General features: G+C 68.5%; 17 protein-coding genes. 6 read left to right on the top strand and 11 right to left on the bottom strand.

Translation table 11 applies throughout. The annotated features are described in order from the left end of the window. Positions 1–80: 80 nt before the first annotated feature. The 5 genes from PKE80_RS01510 to tsaD form a co-directional block, all read right to left on the bottom strand. Entirely contained in the window at positions 81–704 is a 624-nt protein-coding gene (locus tag PKE80_RS01510; RefSeq protein ID WP_271180981.1) for a helix-hairpin-helix domain-containing protein, read from the bottom strand. Between the two features lie 140 nt (positions 705–844). Then, a complete protein-coding gene (locus PKE80_RS01505) occupies positions 845–1,567 on the bottom strand; it encodes an OmpA family protein (RefSeq protein ID WP_271180970.1) in 723 nt (240 codons plus the stop codon). Between the two features lie 164 nt (positions 1,568–1,731). Then, positions 1,732–3,285 carry a lipopolysaccharide biosynthesis protein gene (locus PKE80_RS01500; RefSeq protein ID WP_271180969.1) on the bottom strand — a complete coding sequence of 518 codons (1,554 nt, stop codon included), beginning with the start codon at positions 3,283–3,285 and terminating at the stop codon, positions 1,732–1,734. Continuing rightward, positions 3,282–4,280: an NAD(P)H-dependent glycerol-3-phosphate dehydrogenase gene (locus PKE80_RS01495; RefSeq protein WP_271180968.1), complete on the bottom strand. Its 999-nt coding sequence runs from the start codon at positions 4,278–4,280 to the stop codon at positions 3,282–3,284. The genes PKE80_RS01500 and PKE80_RS01495 overlap by 4 nt, the downstream gene beginning before the upstream one ends. Then, positions 4,277–5,311, bottom strand: coding sequence for a tRNA (adenosine(37)-N6)-threonylcarbamoyltransferase complex transferase subunit TsaD (gene tsaD / locus PKE80_RS01490; protein ID WP_271180967.1), 1,035 nt, complete (start codon positions 5,309–5,311; stop codon positions 4,277–4,279). The genes PKE80_RS01495 and tsaD overlap by 4 nt, the downstream gene beginning before the upstream one ends. Positions 5,312–5,355: 44 nt before the next feature. On the opposite strand from tsaD, the gene hemC reads away from it, so the two are divergent. From hemC to PKE80_RS01475, 3 genes are all read left to right on the top strand, one after another. Beyond that, entirely contained in the window at positions 5,356–6,306 is a 951-nt protein-coding gene (hemC, locus tag PKE80_RS01485) for a hydroxymethylbilane synthase (protein WP_271180966.1), read from the top strand. A 126-nt stretch (positions 6,307–6,432) separates the two neighbouring features. Continuing rightward, entirely contained in the window at positions 6,433–7,143 is a 711-nt protein-coding gene (locus PKE80_RS01480; protein ID WP_211149656.1) for a uroporphyrinogen-III synthase, read from the top strand. Next, positions 7,143–8,045, top strand: a complete 903-nt coding sequence (locus PKE80_RS01475; protein ID WP_008830275.1) for a hypothetical protein — start codon at positions 7,143–7,145, stop codon at positions 8,043–8,045. Before PKE80_RS01480 ends, PKE80_RS01475 begins: the two co-directional genes overlap by 1 nt. Before the next feature lie 127 nt (positions 8,046–8,172). Here the strand turns inward: PKE80_RS01475 and PKE80_RS01470 are convergent, their stop codons facing one another. Together PKE80_RS01470 and argS are read right to left on the bottom strand one after the other, a co-directional pair. Further along, entirely contained in the window at positions 8,173–8,964 is a 792-nt protein-coding gene (locus PKE80_RS01470) for an SPOR domain-containing protein (RefSeq protein ID WP_271180965.1), read from the bottom strand. A gap of 3 nt (positions 8,965–8,967) precedes the next feature. Next, positions 8,968–10,716, bottom strand: coding sequence for an arginine--tRNA ligase (gene argS, locus PKE80_RS01465; protein ID WP_271180964.1), 1,749 nt, complete (start codon positions 10,714–10,716; stop codon positions 8,968–8,970). A gap of 472 nt (positions 10,717–11,188) precedes the next feature. Between argS and miaB the strand changes: the two genes are divergently transcribed. Then, entirely contained in the window at positions 11,189–12,535 is a 1,347-nt protein-coding gene (miaB, locus tag PKE80_RS01460; protein WP_271180963.1) for a tRNA (N6-isopentenyl adenosine(37)-C2)-methylthiotransferase MiaB, read from the top strand. Beyond that, positions 12,532–13,239, top strand: coding sequence for an alpha/beta fold hydrolase (locus PKE80_RS01455; RefSeq protein ID WP_271180962.1), 708 nt, complete (start codon positions 12,532–12,534; stop codon positions 13,237–13,239). Before miaB ends, PKE80_RS01455 begins: the two co-directional genes overlap by 4 nt. A gap of 187 nt (positions 13,240–13,426) precedes the next feature. On the opposite strand, the gene PKE80_RS01450 is transcribed toward PKE80_RS01455, so the two are convergent. Next, the gene (locus tag PKE80_RS01450) at positions 13,427–13,918 is read right to left on the bottom strand and encodes an RcnB family protein (RefSeq protein WP_370424920.1); all 492 of its coding nucleotides are present in this window, start codon (positions 13,916–13,918) and stop codon (positions 13,427–13,429) included. 261 nt (positions 13,919–14,179) lie between these two features. Here PKE80_RS01450 and PKE80_RS01445 point away from each other — a divergent pair, with 261 nt between their 5' ends. After that, entirely contained in the window at positions 14,180–15,199 is a 1,020-nt protein-coding gene (locus PKE80_RS01445) for a PhoH family protein (protein ID WP_036525997.1), read from the top strand. A 121-nt stretch (positions 15,200–15,320) separates the two neighbouring features. On the opposite strand, the gene PKE80_RS01440 is transcribed toward PKE80_RS01445, so the two are convergent. The 3 genes from PKE80_RS01440 to PKE80_RS01430 all read right to left on the bottom strand — a co-directional run bounded on the left by PKE80_RS01440 (position 15,321) and on the right by PKE80_RS01430 (position 18,094). Next, on the bottom strand, positions 15,321–16,043 hold the full coding sequence (locus PKE80_RS01440) for a DUF2059 domain-containing protein (RefSeq protein ID WP_271180961.1): 723 nt from the start codon (positions 16,041–16,043) through the stop codon (positions 15,321–15,323). 193 nt (positions 16,044–16,236) lie between these two features. Continuing rightward, entirely contained in the window at positions 16,237–17,121 is an 885-nt protein-coding gene (locus tag PKE80_RS01435; protein ID WP_172705104.1) for a LysR substrate-binding domain-containing protein, read from the bottom strand. A 55-nt stretch (positions 17,122–17,176) separates the two neighbouring features. After that, positions 17,177–18,094, bottom strand: coding sequence for a hemolysin family protein (locus PKE80_RS01430; protein ID WP_008831117.1), 918 nt, complete (start codon positions 18,092–18,094; stop codon positions 17,177–17,179).

The raw sequence follows: 18,094 nt of genomic DNA, 5'->3' as shown, positions 1-18,094 counted from the left end.
TATGGTACGCTCGTGGGAGGTCGGGTGGGGGCGTGGGCCGGTGCCGCCAAATCCGCCTGTGGCGGATTTGCAGAAAATACTCAGAGCTTCCCGAACTGCGCCTCGTAAGCGCCGGTATCGCCGCTCGACAGCAGCCGTGCCTGCTCTACCCAGCTGTCGCGGCGCGGGCGGCCCGCGAAGGCGCCCAGTTTGGTGTCGAGTTCGTCGAGGTCCGCATCGCTCCATGCCGCGATCTGCGCATAGCTCGTTACGCCCAGCGCATGGAGCAATGTCAGCATCTTGGGGCCGAGGCCCTTGATCTTGCGCAGGTCGTCCGCCGCGACTTCACCCTCAGCCGTCTCCACGACCGGCGGGGCCGGAGGAGCGGGCGTCGGATCGGGCTCGGCGGCGATGGTCTGCGGGGGCTCGTGCGCCGCATCGTTGTGGCGCGCCTCGTCGGCCTCTTCCTGCGCGGCGACGGCGATGACCTCGCCGATGCCCGCCATCGTCCCGGCCATCGCCGGCGGGTCGATGTGGTACTGCGAGGCGGGCGGCGCGTCGTCTATCAGCGCCTGGTTGCGCTGCGCGGGCGCCGCGCCCTCGTCGAGCACGTCGGGGCGATGCTCGCGCCGCGCCGGCTTCGAGCCGTGGATGAAGACCCAGTAGGCCACCACGATGCCCACGAGCAGCGCGACGATGAAGACCAGCCAGTTCGCCTGAACCATTTCCAGCACGTCAGTTCACCTTCCTGCGATTCCATATTGCGGCGCCGATGCCGAAACCGATCCCGTAGGACAGCAGCACCGAGACGGCCATTTCCAGCCATAGCGGCAAGGCAGCGTCCTTTCCTAGTCCCTCAAGTCCATCATTCAGGCCCCGGCGTATCGATCGGCGTCGGCTTGACCGGCGCGGTATAGAGCACCGAGAACTCGATGCGCCGATTGGCCGGGTCGAGCGGGTCCAGCCCTTCCACCGGCCGCGCCGAGCCGAGGCCTGCCGCGCGCAGATTCGTCGCCGGAATCCCCCGCGCGATGAGGGCCGAGCGCACCGCCTCCGCCCGCGCCTGCGAGAGCGCGACATTGACCTTCTGGTTGCCCGAGGCGTCGGTATGCCCGGTCACCGCGATGATGCTGCCCACGCAAGGCCGCAGCGAGCGCGCCACTTCGCCCAGCAGCCGCTCGCTCGACGGTTCGAGGCGCGTGCTGGCCTCGCCGAAACGGATGGTACGGGTTTCGAGGATGCGCTCGACGTCGTCCTGGCAGTGGGCCAAGACGCTGCGATCGTCGCCGTCCCGCGCCCAACTCACCCCCGCGATCCCCGGCACCGCAGCGATGGCGGCGGCGACAGCCTTGCGCGTCTCGGGCGAAAGGTCCCTGCCGCCGGAGAGCACCGGGTGGCGGGTCAGCCAGCCGTAGCGGTCGCGGAAATTCAGCGTCACGCCCTTCCCGCCCACAGCATCGCGCGCGGCCGAAGCCTGCCGGTCGAGGTCGCCGATGAACGCAAGCCCCCGCGCCCGGGTGACGGCGAAGGACATGACCAGGCACAGCGCGGCTCCGGCGACGATCAGCGATGCGCGGCGGGGATTCATGAGGGCAGCCTAGAGCAAGATGGCTTGAAATTGAATCGTCATTGCGAGCGTAGCGAAGCAATCCAAGGCCGTTCTGAGCCGCTCTGGATTGCTTCGCTACGCTCGCAATGACGAAAGTGGTTCGGCGTCATGGAGGGGCAACCTAGAGAACCGAAGCCGGGCTGTCAGCCGGGCAGTTGCTCGCCAAGCGGAGTTTCGACCTTCTTCGCCTTCTGGAACAGCCGCCGGTCCTCAGGCCCGAACGCCTTCTTCCAGATAACGAGGAAGTAGGAACCCAGGATCGCCGGGATTCCGAAGGCCAGCGCCGCCCACTCGGGCAGGAAGCGCACCGCGAGGAAACCGATGACGACGGCCGGCAAAGCCGCCCAGACCAGCGCCCAGCGCCAGTTGTTGATCGGTTCCTTCAGGATGCGCGCCAGCATCACCGACTTGACGATCGAGGACAGCCCCAGCGCCAGCATCAGCGCGCAGGCGGCAGCGGCGGCCTGGAACAGCGGATTGAAGCCGAGCCGCTGCATCAGCAGGATGCCGAAGAGCGTCAGCGCCGCCTGCAGCGCGATGGTCCCGATCGAGACCCACAAGTTGCGCAGCCGCGCGACGTAGATCAGCGCCGCCTCGCTCACCACGGCGGTGGCGGCGACGACCTCGGCTGCGAGCAGAAAGGCCAGCGCCCCGGTGCCGCCGACGAACTCGCGTCCGACGAGGCCCATCACGCCGTTGCCGGGAATGCCCAGCGCCAGTGCGATCCCGGCTTGCGAGGCGGTGATCCAGAAGCCCACCTGACAGACCTGCCGGGCGATCGCGGCATAGTCCTTTTCCTTCAGGTTGCGCGTGATCACCGGGCCGAGCACCGGCTCGAAGCTGGTCTTGAGCTTCTGCGGCAGGCTCGCGACCTGCTGCGCCGCGTAATAGACGCCGACCGCCGAAGCCGGGGCAAGAAAGCCAAGCAGGAAGATGTCGACGCGCCGGGTGCCCCACTCGATCGCGTCGGCCAATGCGATCGGCAGCGAGCGCAAGGCCAGCTTGCGCATTGCACCGGGCCGGGGCTTCCACCCGCGCGGCAGGCCGTATTCGCGGAAGAACGGGATCGCCGCCGTCAGCGCGGCGGCATAGATCGAGGCGATATAGGCGATGGACAGCCCGCTCTCGGGCGCCAGCCAGATCATCGCGCCCGCCATGATCGAGATCGTCCACGGCTCCACGATCGCGCGCGACCACACCGTCGGCGTCACCCGCAGACGATAGGCGAGCGCGGCCAGCCAGATCTCGGTCATCGTGAAGGGCGGCAGCGCGATCACCATCAAGCGGTCGATCTGCGTGTAATGGCCACCCGGGAACAGCACGCCCGGCACGAACCAGAAAAGCAGGGCGGCTGTGCAACTGGCGATGATCGCGAGGATCGAACCGTCGGCGATCACGTTGGCAGGCCGCACCTGCCCCTCCGTCTCTGACAGCCGCTGCGCCAGCCCGCGCTTCTCGCCCATCGTGCAGAGCATCGAGGTCAGCTCGATCAGCACCAGCGCCGAGGCGAAGCGGCCCAGCGCGGCCGGTCCGTAGGACGCGGCGCGCCCGGCGATGAACAGGAACGGGATGCGCGCGGCGAGCCGCAGGAAGAATCCGAACAGGTTGGTGCGCCCGCCCTTGGCGAGAGCGGCGATGTCGTCGCGCTCCTTGTCGCCTTGCGGTGCGTGGGCGGGATCGCCGTAGGGCGTACTCAAGAAGCAGGCTCCTGCTCGTCGCGCAGCGGGCGCGACAGGAGATCGCTCACGACCGCGCTCGCCGGAGCCTCGCCCTTCAGCAGCCGCTCGACCGCTTCGACGATGGGCATCTGGATGCCGTCACGGCGGGCGAGGTCGGCGAGCACCGGCGCGGTCGCCGCGCCTTCGGCCACGCTGTTCTTGCCTGACAGCGCCTCGGCGGCGGTCAGCCCCTTGCCCAGCGCGAGACCGAGCGAGAAGTTGCGGCTGGAGGTGGAGGAGCAGGTCAGCACCAGATCGCCAAGACCGCACAGGCCCGACAGCGTCTCCGCGCGGGCGCCTCTCGCCAGCCCGAAGCGCAGCATTTCGGCATAGCCGCGCGCGATCAGCGCCGCGCGGGCGTTCTGGCCGAGGTTCAAACCCTCGACCACACCGCAGGCAATGGCGAGCACGTTCTTGACCGCACCGCCGATCTCGGCGCCGACGACGTCATCGGAATAATAAGGCCGCAGCGCCGGGCGGGCGAGCAGCGGCGCCAGCCGGTCCCACTGCGCACGCCCGCCACCGCAGGCGAGCGTCACGGCGGTCGGCAGCCCGGCGGCGACTTCGTGCGCAAACGTGGGCCCGGAGAGCACCGCCAGTCGCTCGGGCGCGCAGGCGCTCGCGGCGACGTCGGCCATCAGGCGGCCGGTTCCGGCCTCGATACCCTTGGCGCAGAGCACGAGATCCCGGTCGCCTGCAGGTAGGCCCGCAATCACCGAGGCGACGAACTGAGCGGGCACGACCACCAGCAGCGCCGGAAGTGCGGCGAATTCGCCCAGGTCGCTGGTGGCGCGGATGGTGGACGCCAGCGCGGCGCTCGGCAGGTAGAGGCCGTTGCGGCGGTCGCGGTTGATCTCCTCGACCAGTTCGGTCTCGCGCGCCCAGAGCAGCACGTCGCTGCCATCGCTGGCGAATGCCTGCGCCAGCGCCGTGCCCCATGCGCCTGCACCAATGACGCCGATCTTCGCGCTCATGCCTTCACTCCCGCACCGCGTACCGCCTCGGCCTCCGGATCGAGCGGCCAGCGCGGGCGCGCCGCCACGTCGAGCGGGTCGGACTGCCCGCGTTCGAACCGCTCCACACCGGCCCAGGCGATCATCGCCGCATTGTCCGTACACAGGCTAAGCGGCGGTGCGATGAAAGGCAGCAAATGGCTTGCCGCCAGCGCTTCCAGCGCACTGCGGATCGCCTTGTTCGCCGCGACGCCGCCCGCGACGACGAGCGCGTTCACCGGCCCGCACTTGGCGAGCGCCCGGCGGGTGCGGTCGATCAGGCAGTCGATCGCGGCCTGCTGGAACGAGGCGGCGATGTCGGCATCGGTGTACTCGCCCGACTGCTTCGCCCGCAGCACCGCGCTCTTGAGCCCGGCGAAGGAGAAGTGCGGCTCGGCCGAACCCTTGAGCGGGCGCGGCAGCGGCACTTTCTTCGCATCGCCCTGAAGCGCAAGCCGCTCCAGCGCCGGGCCGCCGGGATAGCCGAGGCCGAGGACCTTGGCGGACTTGTCGAAAGCCTCGCCCAGCGCGTCGTCGATGGTTGTGCCGAGGCGGCGGAACTGGCCCACGTCCTCGACCAGCAGAATCTGGCAGTGCCCGCCCGAGACGAGCAGCAGCAGGTAGGGATAGGCGAGGCTGGCATCGGCGAGGCGCGGCGACAGGGCATGCCCTTCGAGATGGTTGACCGCGATCAGCGGCTTGTCGGTGGCCATCGCCAGCGCCTTGGCGGTGACGAGACCGACCATGACCCCGCCGATCAGCCCCGGCCCGGCGGTCGCGGCGATCGCGTCCACCTGATCGAGCGTCATCCCGGCATCGGCCAGCGTCGCCTCGATCAGCGGGGCAAGCCGCTCGGCATGGGCGCGCGCGGCGATCTCGGGCACGACGCCGCCGAAAGGGCGGTGCTCTTCGTCCTGCGAGGCGATGCGCTGGGCGAGGATCACCCTGTCGTCGGTGACCAGCGCCGCCGCCGTCTCGTCGCACGAGGATTCAATGCCGAGAACTATGCTCATCCGGCCTTCCCCTGAACGACAATGCCCGGTAGCACAAGCCGCCGATGACCAACGATAAACAAGACCAGACCTTCCGCCCTGAGCGTTACAAATTGGGCACACGCCGTTCGCCGCTGGCGATGGCGCAGGCCCATGAGGCGCGAGACCGGCTCGCCCAGGCGCACGGAATCGATCCGGCGCATATAGAGATCGTGGCCGTTACCGCCAGCGGCGATCGCATCCAGGACCGCGCGCTCGCCGAAATCGGCGGCAAGGCGCTGTGGACCAAGGAACTCGACGCCTGGCTGGCGAGCGGCGAGATCGACTTCGCGGTCCACTCGGCCAAGGACGTCGAGACGATCCGCCCCGGGGCCTTCACGATCGGCGCCATCCTCCCGCGTGAGGACGTGCGCGATGTGCTGGTCGGCGCGGAGAGCATCGCCGCGCTGCCACCGGGGGCCGTCGTCGGCACCAGCGCGCCGCGCCGCGCCGCGCAGCTGCTCCACGCCCGGCCGGACTGCAAGGTGGTGACCTTCCGCGGCAACGTCGCCACCCGCCTCGCCAAGCTGGCGGCGGGGGAGGCCGACGCGACGTTCCTGGCGCGGGCGGGCCTCGTGCGGCTGGGCGAGACCGGCACCGGCCACCCCCTCGACGCCGAGGACTGGCTGCCCGCCCCGGCGCAGGCCGCGATCATGATCGAGTGCCGCGCCGACGACGAACGCACCCGCGCCTTCCTCGCTGCCGTGGACGACGCGCCCAGCCGCGCGCAAGTGCTCGCCGAACGGGCGCTGCTGGCGGGCCTCGGCGGCAACTGCCACAGCCCGATCGCGGTGCTGACCCGCAATGAGGACGCGCACCTCGTCATGCGCGCTGCGCTCTACAGCCCCGATGGCGCCGAGCACGTTACGGGTGAGGCCCGCTTTCCCGCCGACGACGCGGAAGGTCCGGGGCGCCTCGCCGCCGACCTGCTCGCCCGCGCGGTTCCCGCCATCACGGTGCATTTTGCCGGAGCGTGAGCCTTTCGTCGTCCCGGACTTGATCCGGGACCGGTGGCCGGGACCCGCCCACCTTGCAGCGCGCGCGGCGAGTTCGCGGCTAAAGACTGCCAGCGGTCCCGGATCAAGTCCGGGACGACGAAGGCGATGATCCTGATCCTCCGCCCCGAGCCCGGTGCCTTGGCCACGCTGGCAGCAGCGCGTGAACGCGGGCTGGAGGCACTGGCCTTCCCGCTGTTCGCAGTGCGCCCCCTCGTATGGGAGCCCGCCCCACGTGACGCCGTCGACGCGCTCCTGCTCGGCAGCGCCAATGCCCTGCGCCATGGTGGACCTCAGATTGCGGCCTATCGCGGCCTGCCCGCCTACTGCGTCGGCGAAACCACCGCACAGGCCGCGCGTGAAGCCGGAATGGAGGTCGCCGCCACCGGCCATGGCGGACTGCAGAACCTGCTCGGCGTGCTCCAGCCCGGACACCACCGCCTGCTGCGCCTCGCCGGGCGGGAGCGCACCACGCTCGACGTGCCCGAGGACGTCACGATCTTCACGCGCGAGGTCTACGCCAGCGAGGCCCTGCCCACCCCGCCCGCGCTGATCGAGGCATTGGCCGACCCCGTGCTCGCCCTGTTCCACTCGGGCGAGGCGGCCGCGCGCTTCGCACAGGTCTGCGACGAGGCCGCTATCCCGCGCTCGCGCATCCGCCTCGCCGCGATCGGCCCGAGGGTCGCCGCGCGCGCCGGGGAAGGCTGGGCGCAAGTGCGCAGCGCCGCCCGGCCTGACGACGCCGCATTGCTGGCCTTGGCGCAGCAGATGTGCCAAGACACCGGCCCACGGACAGCAACCGCGACGACAAGGACTTGATGCAGGACATCCCTTCCGCCCCTCCCGGCGTTCCTCCGCAGCGCCGCTCGGCGGGCATGACGCTGTTCGTCGCGCTCATCGCCTTCGTGATCGGCGCCGGGCTCGTCGCCTGGCTGGCGACGCGCGGCTACCTGCCGACCCTGCTCGACGCCGCGAACACCGCGACGCTGACGGCGGCACCCGAACCCGGCCCCAGGCCTGCGCCGCCCGCCGCCCAGATGTCGCAGATCGCCACCGTCGAGGGGCGCCTTGCGATGATCGAGGATCGCATGTCGCGCATCGACCTTCAGACCAGCGCCGCCGCCGGCAACGCCGGGCGCGCCGAGGGCCTGCTGATCGCCTTCGCCGCCCGCCGCATGGTCGATCGCGGCGAGCCGCTCGGCTATCTTGCGGACCAGCTGCGCCTGCGCTTCATGAACGCCCAGCCGCGCGCGGTGCAGACGCTGGTGGACTTCGCCGCCAACCCGGTCACCATCGACGCGCTGAGCGCCCGGCTGGAAGCGCTGTCGCCGGAACTGACGGTCAGCACCGCCAACCGCAGCCTGTGGGAGCGGACGCGGCAGGAGATCACCTCGCTCTTCGTGGTACGCCGCGATTCGGCCGCGCTCGCCAATCCAACCGCCCGCATCGAACGCGCCCGCCTGATGCTAACCGCCAAGCGCATCGATTCGGCCATCGGCGAGGTCGAGCGGCTTCCCGGCGCCGAAGCGGCCGATAACTGGATCGCCGATGCGCGCCGCTACGAAGCCGCGCAGAAGGCGCTCGACCTGCTCGAGACGACGGCGATGCTGGAGCCGAACCGGCTGCAGGATTCGACCGGCCACTCGGTCGATCAGCCGAGCCCGCTCGCGCCGACCGCGCCGGCTGAGGAACCGGCGCCGGAGGCTTCGGAGGGGGCGTAAAAAACCATCCGTCGTCCCGGACCTGATCCGGGACCGGTGGCGGTCTTTAGGCGCGAACTCGCTGCGCGCGCCGCAAGGTGGGTTGGTCCCGGCCAGCGGTCCCGGCCTGCGCCGGGACGACGAGCAATCAGTTCTTGACCTGGCAGCTCATCCCTGCGGCCTTCATGCCCGAGCACAAGGCCCGTGCCGCCGCGCCGTCGCCGGAGACGGCCTGTAGGCGATAGACGGTGCCGATGTCCGCCTTGCCCTGAACCACGCGGTGACTCATGCTGCCGAGCGGTTCGTACTGCGTCTTGAGCGTGTTCCACCCGGCCTCCGCCGCCTCCTTAGAGGCATAGGCGCCGACCTGCACACCGACACCGCTGACCACCGGAGCGGCCGCGGAAGCTTTGTCGGTCGGCTTGGCTTCGGCAGGCTCGGCAGTCGTGCGGAAGCCCGGCGCGGGCGTATCGTCGCTCTTGTCGATCTGGACCGGGCGTGACTGACCCTCGGCCACCGCGAAGCTGGTGTCGCCGGTGCCCTCGACGACTTCGCCGCCGGGATTGTCGGGCTTGACCTTGTAGGGGGCCTTGGGCGCGGCGATCACGCCGCCGTCTGCGACCAGCGGTTGCTCGGGACGGCTCTTGATCGCCCAGACCACGCCGCCGCCGATGACCACCAGCGCGACGAGGCCGAGCGCGCCCAGCAGCACGCCCTGCCCGATGCCGGAGCGCTCTTCCTCATAACCCTCGTCGTCGCCTTCCAGCCAGGGGAGGCGCACGTCCTCCTCCAGCTGCAACTGCTGCGCGGTGGCGCCGAACGCGGCCGAGGCGGAGGCATCGCCGTCCTCCTCGAAGTAGGGGCTGCCCTGTTTGCCCGAACCGAACACCGGGTTCTTCTTCTCCGGTTTCGGGAAATAGCCGTCGTCAGCGCCTGCCATGGATCACATTTCCTCCACCGCCTCGACCCCGAGCAGAGCCAGGCCGTTGCGGACAAGTTGCCCGATCTGCGCCGCCAGGAAAAGCCGCGCACCCGTCAGCTTTGCATCCTGCGCGTTAACAAACCGCTTTTCCACCCTGTCGTTGCCGAGGTTCCAGTAGCCATGGAACGCTGCTGCGACGTCGCCGAGGTAGAAGGCGATGCGGTGCGGCTCGCGGGCGGCAGCGGCCGCCTCGACGATGCGGGGGAACTGCGCGGCCAGCTTGACCAGTTCCAGTTCCTCGTCGCCCAGCAGTTCGACGTGCTCGCCCGAGGGAGTGAAGCCACCCTCGGCCAGTCCCTTGCGCAGCGTCGAGTGGACGCGGGCATTGGCGTACTGGACGTAGAAGACGGGGTTGTCCTTGCTGGCCTCGACGACCTTGGCGAAGTCGAAGTCCATCTGCGCCTCGGGCTTGCGGGTCAGCATGGTGAAGCGCACCACGTCCTTGCCCACTTCGGTGACGACTTCGGCCAGCGTGACGAAGTTGCCCGAACGCTTGGACATCTTCACCGGCTCGCCGTCGCGAAGCAGCTGGACCATCTGGACCAGCTTGATCTCGAACGGGGTCGGCTCGCCATCGGCGCCGGTCATGGCGGCCACCGCGGCCTTGATGCGCTTGACGGTGCCCGCGTGGTCCGCACCCCAGATATCGACGAGGGCGTCAGCGCTCTGGGCCTTCTGGAAGTGATAGGCGAGGTCGGCACCGAAGTACGTCCAGGTGCCGTCCGACTTCTTGATAGGGCGGTCCTGATCGTCGCCGAACGCGGTGGACTTGAACAGCGGCAGTTCGACCGCTTCCCAGTCCTCCAGCGTCTTGCCCTTGGGCGCTTCGAGCACGCCGTCGTAGACGAGGCCCTTGGCGCGCAGCCAGGCTTCGGCCTCGTCGGGCTTGCCCGATGCCTGCAGTTCGGCCTCCGAAGAGAACAGGTCGTGGTGGATGCCGAGGAGCGCGAGGTCGTCCTTGATCATCACCAGCATCGCGGCGACGGCCTTCTTCTGGAACAGCGCCAGCCATTCCGACTCGGGTGCGGCAGCGTACGTCTCGCCGAACTCGGCGGCGAGCTGCTGGCCTACCGGCACCAGGTATTCGCCCGGATAGAGCCCCTCGGGGATCGCGCCGACGTCGTGCCCGAGCGCCTCGCGGTAGCGCACGTGCGCCGAGCGGGCGAGCACCTGCACCTGTCCGCCGGCATCGTTGACGTAGTATTCCTTGGTGACCTTGTGGCCCGCGAACTCCAGCAGCGTCGCCAGCGCATCGCCGACGACCGCGCCGCGGCAGTGGCCCATGTGCATCGGCCCGGTCGGGTTGGCCGAGACGTATTCGACGTTCACCGTGGTCCCGCCGCCCATCGTCGAGCGACCGTAATCCACGCCGAGATCGGCGATCGCGCGCAGTTCGGCCAGCCACGTGGCGGAAGAGAGGCGCAGGTTGATGAAGCCCGGCCCTGCGATCTCGGCAGACGTCACCGAATCGAGCTTCGACAGCTCCGCCACCAGCGCCTCGGCCAGATCGCGCGGCTTCAGGCCGGCGGGCTTGGCCAGCACCATCGCGGCGTTGGTCGAGAGGTCGCCGTGCGAGGGATCGCGCGGCGGCTCGACCGTGATCGCGCCTCGCTTGAGGCCGCCCGGCAGCGTGCCCGCTGCTTCCAGCGCATCGAGCGCGGCGGAAAGGTGGCCTGCGAAGGCGGCGTAAAGGGTCTGCGTAGTGCTCATGACGCGCGCGGATAGCCCAAGTATGGAAGAAGGGAAACAGGGCGCTGCAAGGTGACAGGTTTACACCGTTGACACGGTCCAGAGGGGAAAGGTGTCACCTTGGGCCGGAAAGTGTCACCTTGCGGGGGTAAGGTGACACATTTTGCGGGGAATGTGTCACCTTGTGAGGGGGATGTGTCACCTTGCGGTGTAACCTTGTGCGGCCGTGGAGGTTCGGGCGGGGCATGGGAGTAATCTATCGGAGCGGGCGGTCTGTAGGAAAGCGGGCGAGCCGTAAGCGCGCCGTTGCACATCTTGTGTATCCTCCCTGTTGCGAAGCAATGGGGAGGGGGACCGCTCGCGTAGCGAGTGGTGGAGGGGGAGGAACCCCTCCGTCAGCCCTGCGGGCTGCCACCTCCCCATCGCTGCGCGACAGGGAGGATAAAAGGCAGTCCCCCTGTCCAAACCCACCCTTTTGCGCTAACGGCGCGCGATGCAAACGACTGCGACTCCCCGGACCTACCGCGTCAAGAGCTTCGGCTGCCAGATGAACGTCTATGACGGCGACCGCATGGCCGAACTGCTCGCCGAACAGGGCATCACCGCCGCGCCGGAAGGCGAGGAGGCGGACCTTGTCGTGCTCAACACCTGCCACATCCGCGAGAAGGCGGCGGAGAAGGTCTATTCCGACATCGGCCGCCTCGTGAAGAACTGGGACCGCGAGGACGGATCGTCACCCATGATCGCCGTCGCCGGCTGCGTCGCGCAGGCCGAGGGCGAGGAGATCATGGCCCGCGCGCCCGCCGTGACGATGGTTGTCGGCCCGCAGGCCTATCACCGCCTGCCCGAGATGGTCCGCGCCGCCAGCGCGGGCGAGCGCGTCACCGACACCGACATGCCCGCCGAGACCAAGTTCGACGCCCTGCCCCGGCGCAAGCGGTCCGGCCCCACGGCGTTCCTGACCGTGCAGGAAGGCTGCGACAAGTTCTGCACCTATTGCGTGGTGCCCTATACCCGCGGCGCCGAAGTCTCGCGCCCTTATGCCGCGCTGATCGACGAGGCGAAGCTGCTGGTCGAGGCCGGCGCGCGCGAGATCACGCTGCTCGGCCAGAACGTCAATGCCTGGACCGGCGAGAACGCCAAGGGGCAGACAGTCGGCCTCGACGGGCTGGCGCGCGAACTGGCGGCGATCCCGGAACTGGCGCGCATCCGCTACACCACCAGCCACCCAAACGACATGACGCAGGGCCTGATCGACGCCCACGGCGAGAACGCCAAGCTGATGCCGTTCCTCCACCTGCCGGTGCAGGCGGGTAACGACCGCGTGCTCAAGGCGATGAATCGCAGCCACACGGTCGAGAGCTACCTCAAGATTCTCGACCGGGTGCGCGCGGTGCGGCCGGACATCGCGCTGTCGGGCGACTTCATCGTCGGCTTCCCCGGCGAGACCGATGCCGAATTCGAGGATACGCTGGGGCTGGTCGACGCGGTCGGCTATGCGCAGTGCTTCAGCTTCAAGTATTCGCCCCGCCCCGGTACGCCTGCCGCGACGATGGGCGACCAGGTCTCCGCCGCCGTGATGGACGAGCGGCTGCAGCGCCTGCAGTCGGCACTCAACCGTGACCAGCTGGCGTTCAACGCCGCGACGGTCGGCAAGACCTGCGACGTGCTGGTGGAGCGCAAGGGCAAGCATGCCGGCCAGTGGCTCGGCAAGTCGCCGTGGCTGCAGTCGGTCCACTTCACCGGAGAGGCAGAGGTCGGCCAGATCGTGCGCGTCGCAATCACCAGCGCCGGGCCGAACAGCCTCGGTGCGGTGCCGCTGACCGCAGAGGTGGCGTGAACGCTGTAAATTCGGGCCGCCAGCCACTCGTCCTCATCCCCGGCCTGACTTGCGACGCGGAGGTCTTCCGCGCCCAGACTGCCGCGCTGGCGGACGTGGCGGACATGACCGTCGCCGATACGCTCAGCGACGGCTCGATCGCCGCCATGGCTGAGCGGCTGCTCGACGATGCGCCCGATACCTTCGCGCTCGCGGGGTTCTCGATGGGTGGCTACGTCGCGATGGAAGTGATCGCCCGCGCGCCGGAGCGAGTCACGCGGCTCGCCCTGCTCGACACCAGCGCCACGGCCGATGCGCCCGACTATGCCGCCGTCCGCCGCGCTGCCGTCAGGACCGCGCGGGAACGCGGCTTCGAGAAAGTTCTGCGCGGCAGCCTTGGCCTGCTGGTCCATCCGCAGGCCGATCCGGCGATCGGCGATGCGGTGGTGGCGATGGCCATGCGCGTCGGGATCGAGGCGTTCGAACGGCAGCAAGGCGCGATCATCGCCCGCGCCGATCCGCTGCCGGGCCTCGGTGCGATCGCGGTGCCGACGCTGGTGCTGGTCGGCGAGGATGACCGCACCACGCCGCCGCACTATTCGCGCACGATCGCGCAGGCCGTGCCGGGTGCGACCTTGGTGACGATCCCCGAATGCGGCCACATGGCGCCGATGGAGCGGCCGGAAGCGGTGAACGCGGCACTGCGTGAGTGGCTTTCGGCGTAGTCGAGCCTGTCCGCCAACGGCGAGTCAAGATCACACAGGTTCGTCATTGCGAGCGCAGCGAAGCAATCCAGGGCAGCGCAAACCGCCTTGGATTGCTTCGCTGCGCTCGCAATGACGAAAGGCGGGCATCCACGAAAAAGCCCCGGAACTCGCGCTCCGGGGCTCTTCCTGCAAGGGGGTGTGCTTCTTACCAGAAGAAGCCGTTGTGCGCGGTGACCACGCGGCCGGTGCGGGTGTTCACCATGACCACGTCGTTGTTGTAGCGGACCCAGCGATGGCCGGCGCGCGGGGCGGGCAGGCGGTAGCGGGCATAGTCACGCACCCAGTAGCGGTCGCCGTAGTAGGCGGGCTGGAAGCGGTAGCCGACCGCCACCGGGCGATAGCGATAGCCGCGCGGGCCGACGTAAGCCGGACGGCGGAAGTCGTTGCGATGCGACTGGCGATAGTCGCGCCAGTCCTCGCGCAGTTCCTGGCGGGAGTCGCGCACATCGCGGCGGGCATCGCGGACGTCGCGGCGGTCACCGTAGCGCTGGGCCTGGCGCAAGTCGCGCTCGTCGCGGCGGACCTCGCGGGCGCTGTCACGGACTTCGCGGGCGCTCTGGGCCGAGGCCATGGTCGGGACCGCGACGGTCGGCAGGGCTACACCGGCAGCCAGGGCAATCATGAAGAACTTGCGCACCAGTATTCTCCTTCTTCTCAAGAGCCGTATCCGGCCTTCTGATTGGAAACTGCCCGCGCGCTCCTGAACGATCCGGGAATGCGGCGTGCAGCGTGGGGACATAAGTGTCGCACCCTTGCGACAGTTGCGTGCCGGAGCGCCGAAACGCGCAGTTATCCCCGACGAAACGCAGGAAATTTTGCAGAAACCTCCTTGCGGGGCGCGCCCTGTGGAGCCATCTTCACGGTAGAACGAGACATCAATCTCGCATGAAAGGAGCACATGGCCCGCAAAGCAGCCCGTGCCGTCGATCCGGCACAATTCCGCCCCGAAACCCACCGTCGGGCGCGTGTCGAAATAGATTTCGACGAACCTGTGTTGCTGGGAGCCCTGTTCGGGCAATTCGATTCAAATCTGGTGCAGGTGGAGAACCGCCTCGGCGTGTACATCTCCGCCCGGGGCAGCAAGATCCAGATCGAAGGGCCGGACGATGCCGTCGCCCGCGCGCGCGACACGCTCAAGGGCATGTATCACCGGCTGGAGATGGGGCAGGCGCTCGATTCCGGCGCCATCGAATCCCTGATCGCCATGAGCACCGAACCCACCCTCGAAGGCATCATCACTGGTGACGCAGGCGCGCCGCCGATCATGATCCGCACCCGCAAGAAGACGATCGTGCCGCGTTCGGCAACGCAGATCGACTACATGCGCCAGCTCGCCAAGTCGGACGTCATCTTCGCGCTCGGCCCGGCAGGCACCGGCAAGACGTACGTAGCGGTGGCGCAGGCCGTCAGCCAGCTGATGACCGGCTCGGTCCAGCGCCTGATCCTGTCGCGCCCGGCGGTCGAGGCGGGCGAAAAGCTGGGCTTCCTGCCCGGCGACATGAAGGACAAGGTCGATCCGTATCTGCGTCCGCTCTACGACGCGCTGTACGACTGCATGCCGCCCGAGCAGGTGGAACGCCGCCTCGCCAACGGCGAGATCGAGATCGCCCCGATCGCCTTCATGCGCGGCCGCACGCTGGCCGATGCCTTCGTCATCCTCGACGAAGCGCAGAACACCACGCGCGAGCAGATGAAGATGTTCCTTACCCGCTTCGGCCAGAACAGCCGCATGGTGGTGTGCGGAGACCCGCGCCAGGTCGATATCCCCGGCGGCGATCGCCACTCGGGCCTAGCCGACGCGGTCGCCCGGCTGGAGGGCGTGGACGGCATCGCGGTGACCCGCTTCACCGCAGCGGACGTGGTGCGCCATCCGATCGTCGGCCGCATCGTCGAGGCTTACGAGGGGCCGGACGCTTAAGAGAAAGGCCCACCCCCGCCCCCTCCCGCAAGCGGGAGGGGAGTAGGCCGTGATTGCCCTCCCGCTTGCGGGAGGGCCGGGAGGCTTGGCCCGCAGGGCCTAGCCGGACGGGGTGGGCTTGTTACTCCGCCGCCTTCTTCGCCTCGCCGTCGTCCAGCTCCTTGCGCGAAATGCCGAGCAGCCCGGCCAGCTTGTCCTTCTCGGCGCTCTTGAGGTCCGCGTACTTGCGCGGGGCGGGCAGATCGGCGGTGGAGGCCTTCACCTTGTCGATGATCACCGGCATTTCCTTCATCAGCCGGGGCATCAGCGCCTGCATCCTGTTCATGACCTCGGGCGACATCATGATGATGTAGGAATCCGCGGCGTAGGCCTTGCCCGTCGGCGTGGCGAAGAAGGCGTTCATCTCCTGCAGCTGCTTCGCGTCGAACCGCCCGGCGTAGGCGCTCGCCAGACCGTCGCGGATGTCGGGCTCGAACTGGGTCATCAGGCCCATCATGTCCGTCATCATCGTACGGGTGGTGGCCGACATGCGCTGCTTGAAGGCCGGGTCGTAGATCTCCATGATCTGCGCCATGGTGCCGCTGCCCAGCTTCTCGGTATCGACGCCGCTGATCCCGGCAAGGTCCTTGAGCGGCATCTGCATCATGGAATCCATGATGGAATCCATCATCTTGTCCATCGTGCCGTTCATGATCCGGCCATAGGTCCCGAGTGGGAACACGTAGTCGACCGTCTGCTTCGCAGCGGCAAGACGCGCCGGGTCGGTGGCAGCTACGGGCTCGGCTGCAAGAGCAGGCGAAGCGGACGCCAGCAGGGCGGCGCAAGCGGTAAGGACGAAACGCATCTGAGATACTCCCACAAGCCCGCACGAACGGGACGCCGCAGGGCATATCCCGTTCGCCGCTATGGGAAAAATGAAAATGACGGTTGGTCGCGATAGCCCCGTCATTGCGAGCGTAGCGAAGCAATCCAGAGCCGCGTAAACCGCTCTGGATTGCTTCGCTACGCTCGCAATGACGATCAGTGTGCGGAGGGCGTCAAAGCCCCGCTTGCAGCAGCCATTCGTGGAAGATGCGCACCGGCCGCGCTTCCAGCGACTTGGGGCGACACACGAACCAGTAGCGGTACGGGCTCTCCACCTCGATGTCGTAGACCCGCGCGAGGCGGGTATCGTGCGAGCGGCGGAAGTGGTCGTCGTGCATGATCGCGATGCCCAGACCCTGCGCCGCCGCCTCCAGCACCAGCTGGCCGGAATCGAAGCGGTCGACCGAGGCCGGGTCGAGATCGGGCAGGTCGATCGCGCGCTTCCACGCATCGAGGCTGTCGGGCAGGTCCTGATGGATCAGGAACGTCTGGCGCGACAGCTTCGCCTCGTCCGGCACCGGACCCAGTTCCTCGGCCAGCGCCTGCGAGGTGATCGCGTAGACCTTGTTGTGATCGAGCTGCACCCGGTAATACTGCGGGTCCGGCTCCTTCGCGAGGATGATCGCGGCGTCCAGCGTATCGCCGACGCGGTCTTCCAGATGCGCGCCGGTGTCGATGTCGATGTGCAGGCGCGGATGCAGCTTGCGCAGTTCGGGGAGGCGCGGGAACAGCCGCTGGCCGCCGAACAGCGAAGGCACGCCCAGATGCAGGCGCAGCACCTGGCCGCGATCGATCTGCGCCTCGACCGCTTCGGCGAGTTCTTCCAGCTTGGGCGCGATCGCGGTGTAGAACGCCTGCCCCTCGTCGGTCAGCTTCATCGCCTGGTGCTGGCGGGTGAACAGGCGCTTGCCGGTGAAGTCCTCCAGCGCGGCGACGCGGCGCGACAGGGCCGAGGGACTGAGCGCCAGCTCGTTGGCTGCCGCCTTGGCGGAACCGAGACGCACCACGCGCACGAAAGCTTCGAGCGCACGCAGGGGAGGTAGACGACGTACTGGCACTATTGCGGTCTTTTCACTCGGTTATGGCCGCCGCCGGAGGGTCCGGCGACAGCGGTTATTCGGCCTCGCTCTCCAACTCTTCCACGGGCGGATGCAGGCGCAGGCGCGTCACGCGCCGCTCGTCGCCGTCCGTCACCTCGATCTTCCAGCCGCTTTCGTGGTCCAGGACCGCGCCCACTTCGGGCACTTGTCCGGCCAGCACGAAAGCCAGGCCGCCGAGAGTATCAACCGCTTCCTCGACTTCGGCCAGCCGCGGGTCGATCCGCTCGGCCACATCGTCCAGTTCGGCTCGGGCGTCCGCGTCCCACATACCTGCGTCGATTGCAACCAGCAATTCCTCGGGCGCATCATCGTGCTCGTCCTCGATCGAGCCGACGATCTCCTCGACGAGGTCCTCGATGGTGATGATGCCGTCGGTGCCGGTGTACTCGTCGATCACGACCGCAAGGTGGATGCGCTGGGCGCGCATGTCGGCCAGCACATCCAGCGCGCCGCGCGATTGCGGGACGTAGAGCGGCTGGCGCATCAGCGTCGTCCAGTCCTCGGGCGGGGGCGCGCTGCGGGCCAGCAGCGGGAACACGTCCTTGATGTGGATCATGCCCTTGATGGCGTCGAGCGTCTCTCCGTAGACCGGCATGCGGCTGTGGCCATGCTCGGCGAAGGCTTCCACCACTTCGGCCCAGCTGGCCGAGGCGGGGATCGCCACGATCTCGCTGCGCGGGATGGCGACGTCGTCGGCATCGTGCTCGCTGAAATGCAGGAGGTTGCGCAGCATCTGCCGCTCGATCGGCGAGAGATCGCCGGTCAGCGCGCCGCTGGCCTCACCTTCGTGCTCGTTGATGACTTCCTCAAGCTGGGCGCGCAGGGACTGGTCGCCCTCTGCGTGGAAAAGCCGCTTGAATGCACGCCAAAGCGTGTTGGTACTGTCCCCTTCTCCGAAACCGGAGTCGGCGTGGCGGCCATTGTCGGCCAT

The sequence above is a fragment of the Novosphingobium resinovorum genome, from assembly GCF_027922145.1.
Lineage (GTDB): Bacteria > Pseudomonadota > Alphaproteobacteria > Sphingomonadales > Sphingomonadaceae > Novosphingobium > Novosphingobium resinovorum.
This window is presented reverse-complemented; position numbering and strand designations above follow the sequence as displayed.

Bases quoted from the DNA above. Each gene is read 5' to 3' on its own strand.
- PKE80_RS01505 (WP_271180970.1), bottom strand. From the start codon at position 1,567: ATGAATCCCCGCCGCGCATCGCTGATCGTCGCCGGAGCCGCGCTGTGC.
- tsaD (WP_271180967.1), bottom strand. From the start codon at position 5,311: ATGAGCATAGTTCTCGGCATTGAATCCTCGTGCGACGAGACGGCGGCG.
- miaB (WP_271180963.1), top strand. From the start codon at position 11,189: ATGCAAACGACTGCGACTCCCCGGACCTACCGCGTCAAGAGCTTCGGC.
- PKE80_RS01430 (WP_008831117.1), bottom strand. From the start codon at position 18,094: ATGGCCGACAATGGCCGCCACGCCGACTCCGGTTTCGGAGAAGGGGAC.
- PKE80_RS01475 (WP_008830275.1), top strand. From the start codon at position 7,143: ATGCAGGACATCCCTTCCGCCCCTCCCGGCGTTCCTCCGCAGCGCCGC.
- hemC (WP_271180966.1), top strand. From the start codon at position 5,356: ATGACCAACGATAAACAAGACCAGACCTTCCGCCCTGAGCGTTACAAA.
- argS (WP_271180964.1), bottom strand. From the start codon at position 10,716: ATGAGCACTACGCAGACCCTTTACGCCGCCTTCGCAGGCCACCTTTCC.
- PKE80_RS01445 (WP_036525997.1), top strand. From the start codon at position 14,180: ATGGCCCGCAAAGCAGCCCGTGCCGTCGATCCGGCACAATTCCGCCCC.
- PKE80_RS01470 (WP_271180965.1), bottom strand. From the start codon at position 8,964: ATGGCAGGCGCTGACGACGGCTATTTCCCGAAACCGGAGAAGAAGAAC.
- PKE80_RS01480 (WP_211149656.1), top strand. From the start codon at position 6,433: ATGATCCTGATCCTCCGCCCCGAGCCCGGTGCCTTGGCCACGCTGGCA.
- PKE80_RS01510 (WP_271180981.1), bottom strand. From the start codon at position 704: ATGGTTCAGGCGAACTGGCTGGTCTTCATCGTCGCGCTGCTCGTGGGC.
- PKE80_RS01440 (WP_271180961.1), bottom strand. From the start codon at position 16,043: ATGCGTTTCGTCCTTACCGCTTGCGCCGCCCTGCTGGCGTCCGCTTCG.
- PKE80_RS01495 (WP_271180968.1), bottom strand. From the start codon at position 4,280: ATGAGCGCGAAGATCGGCGTCATTGGTGCAGGCGCATGGGGCACGGCG.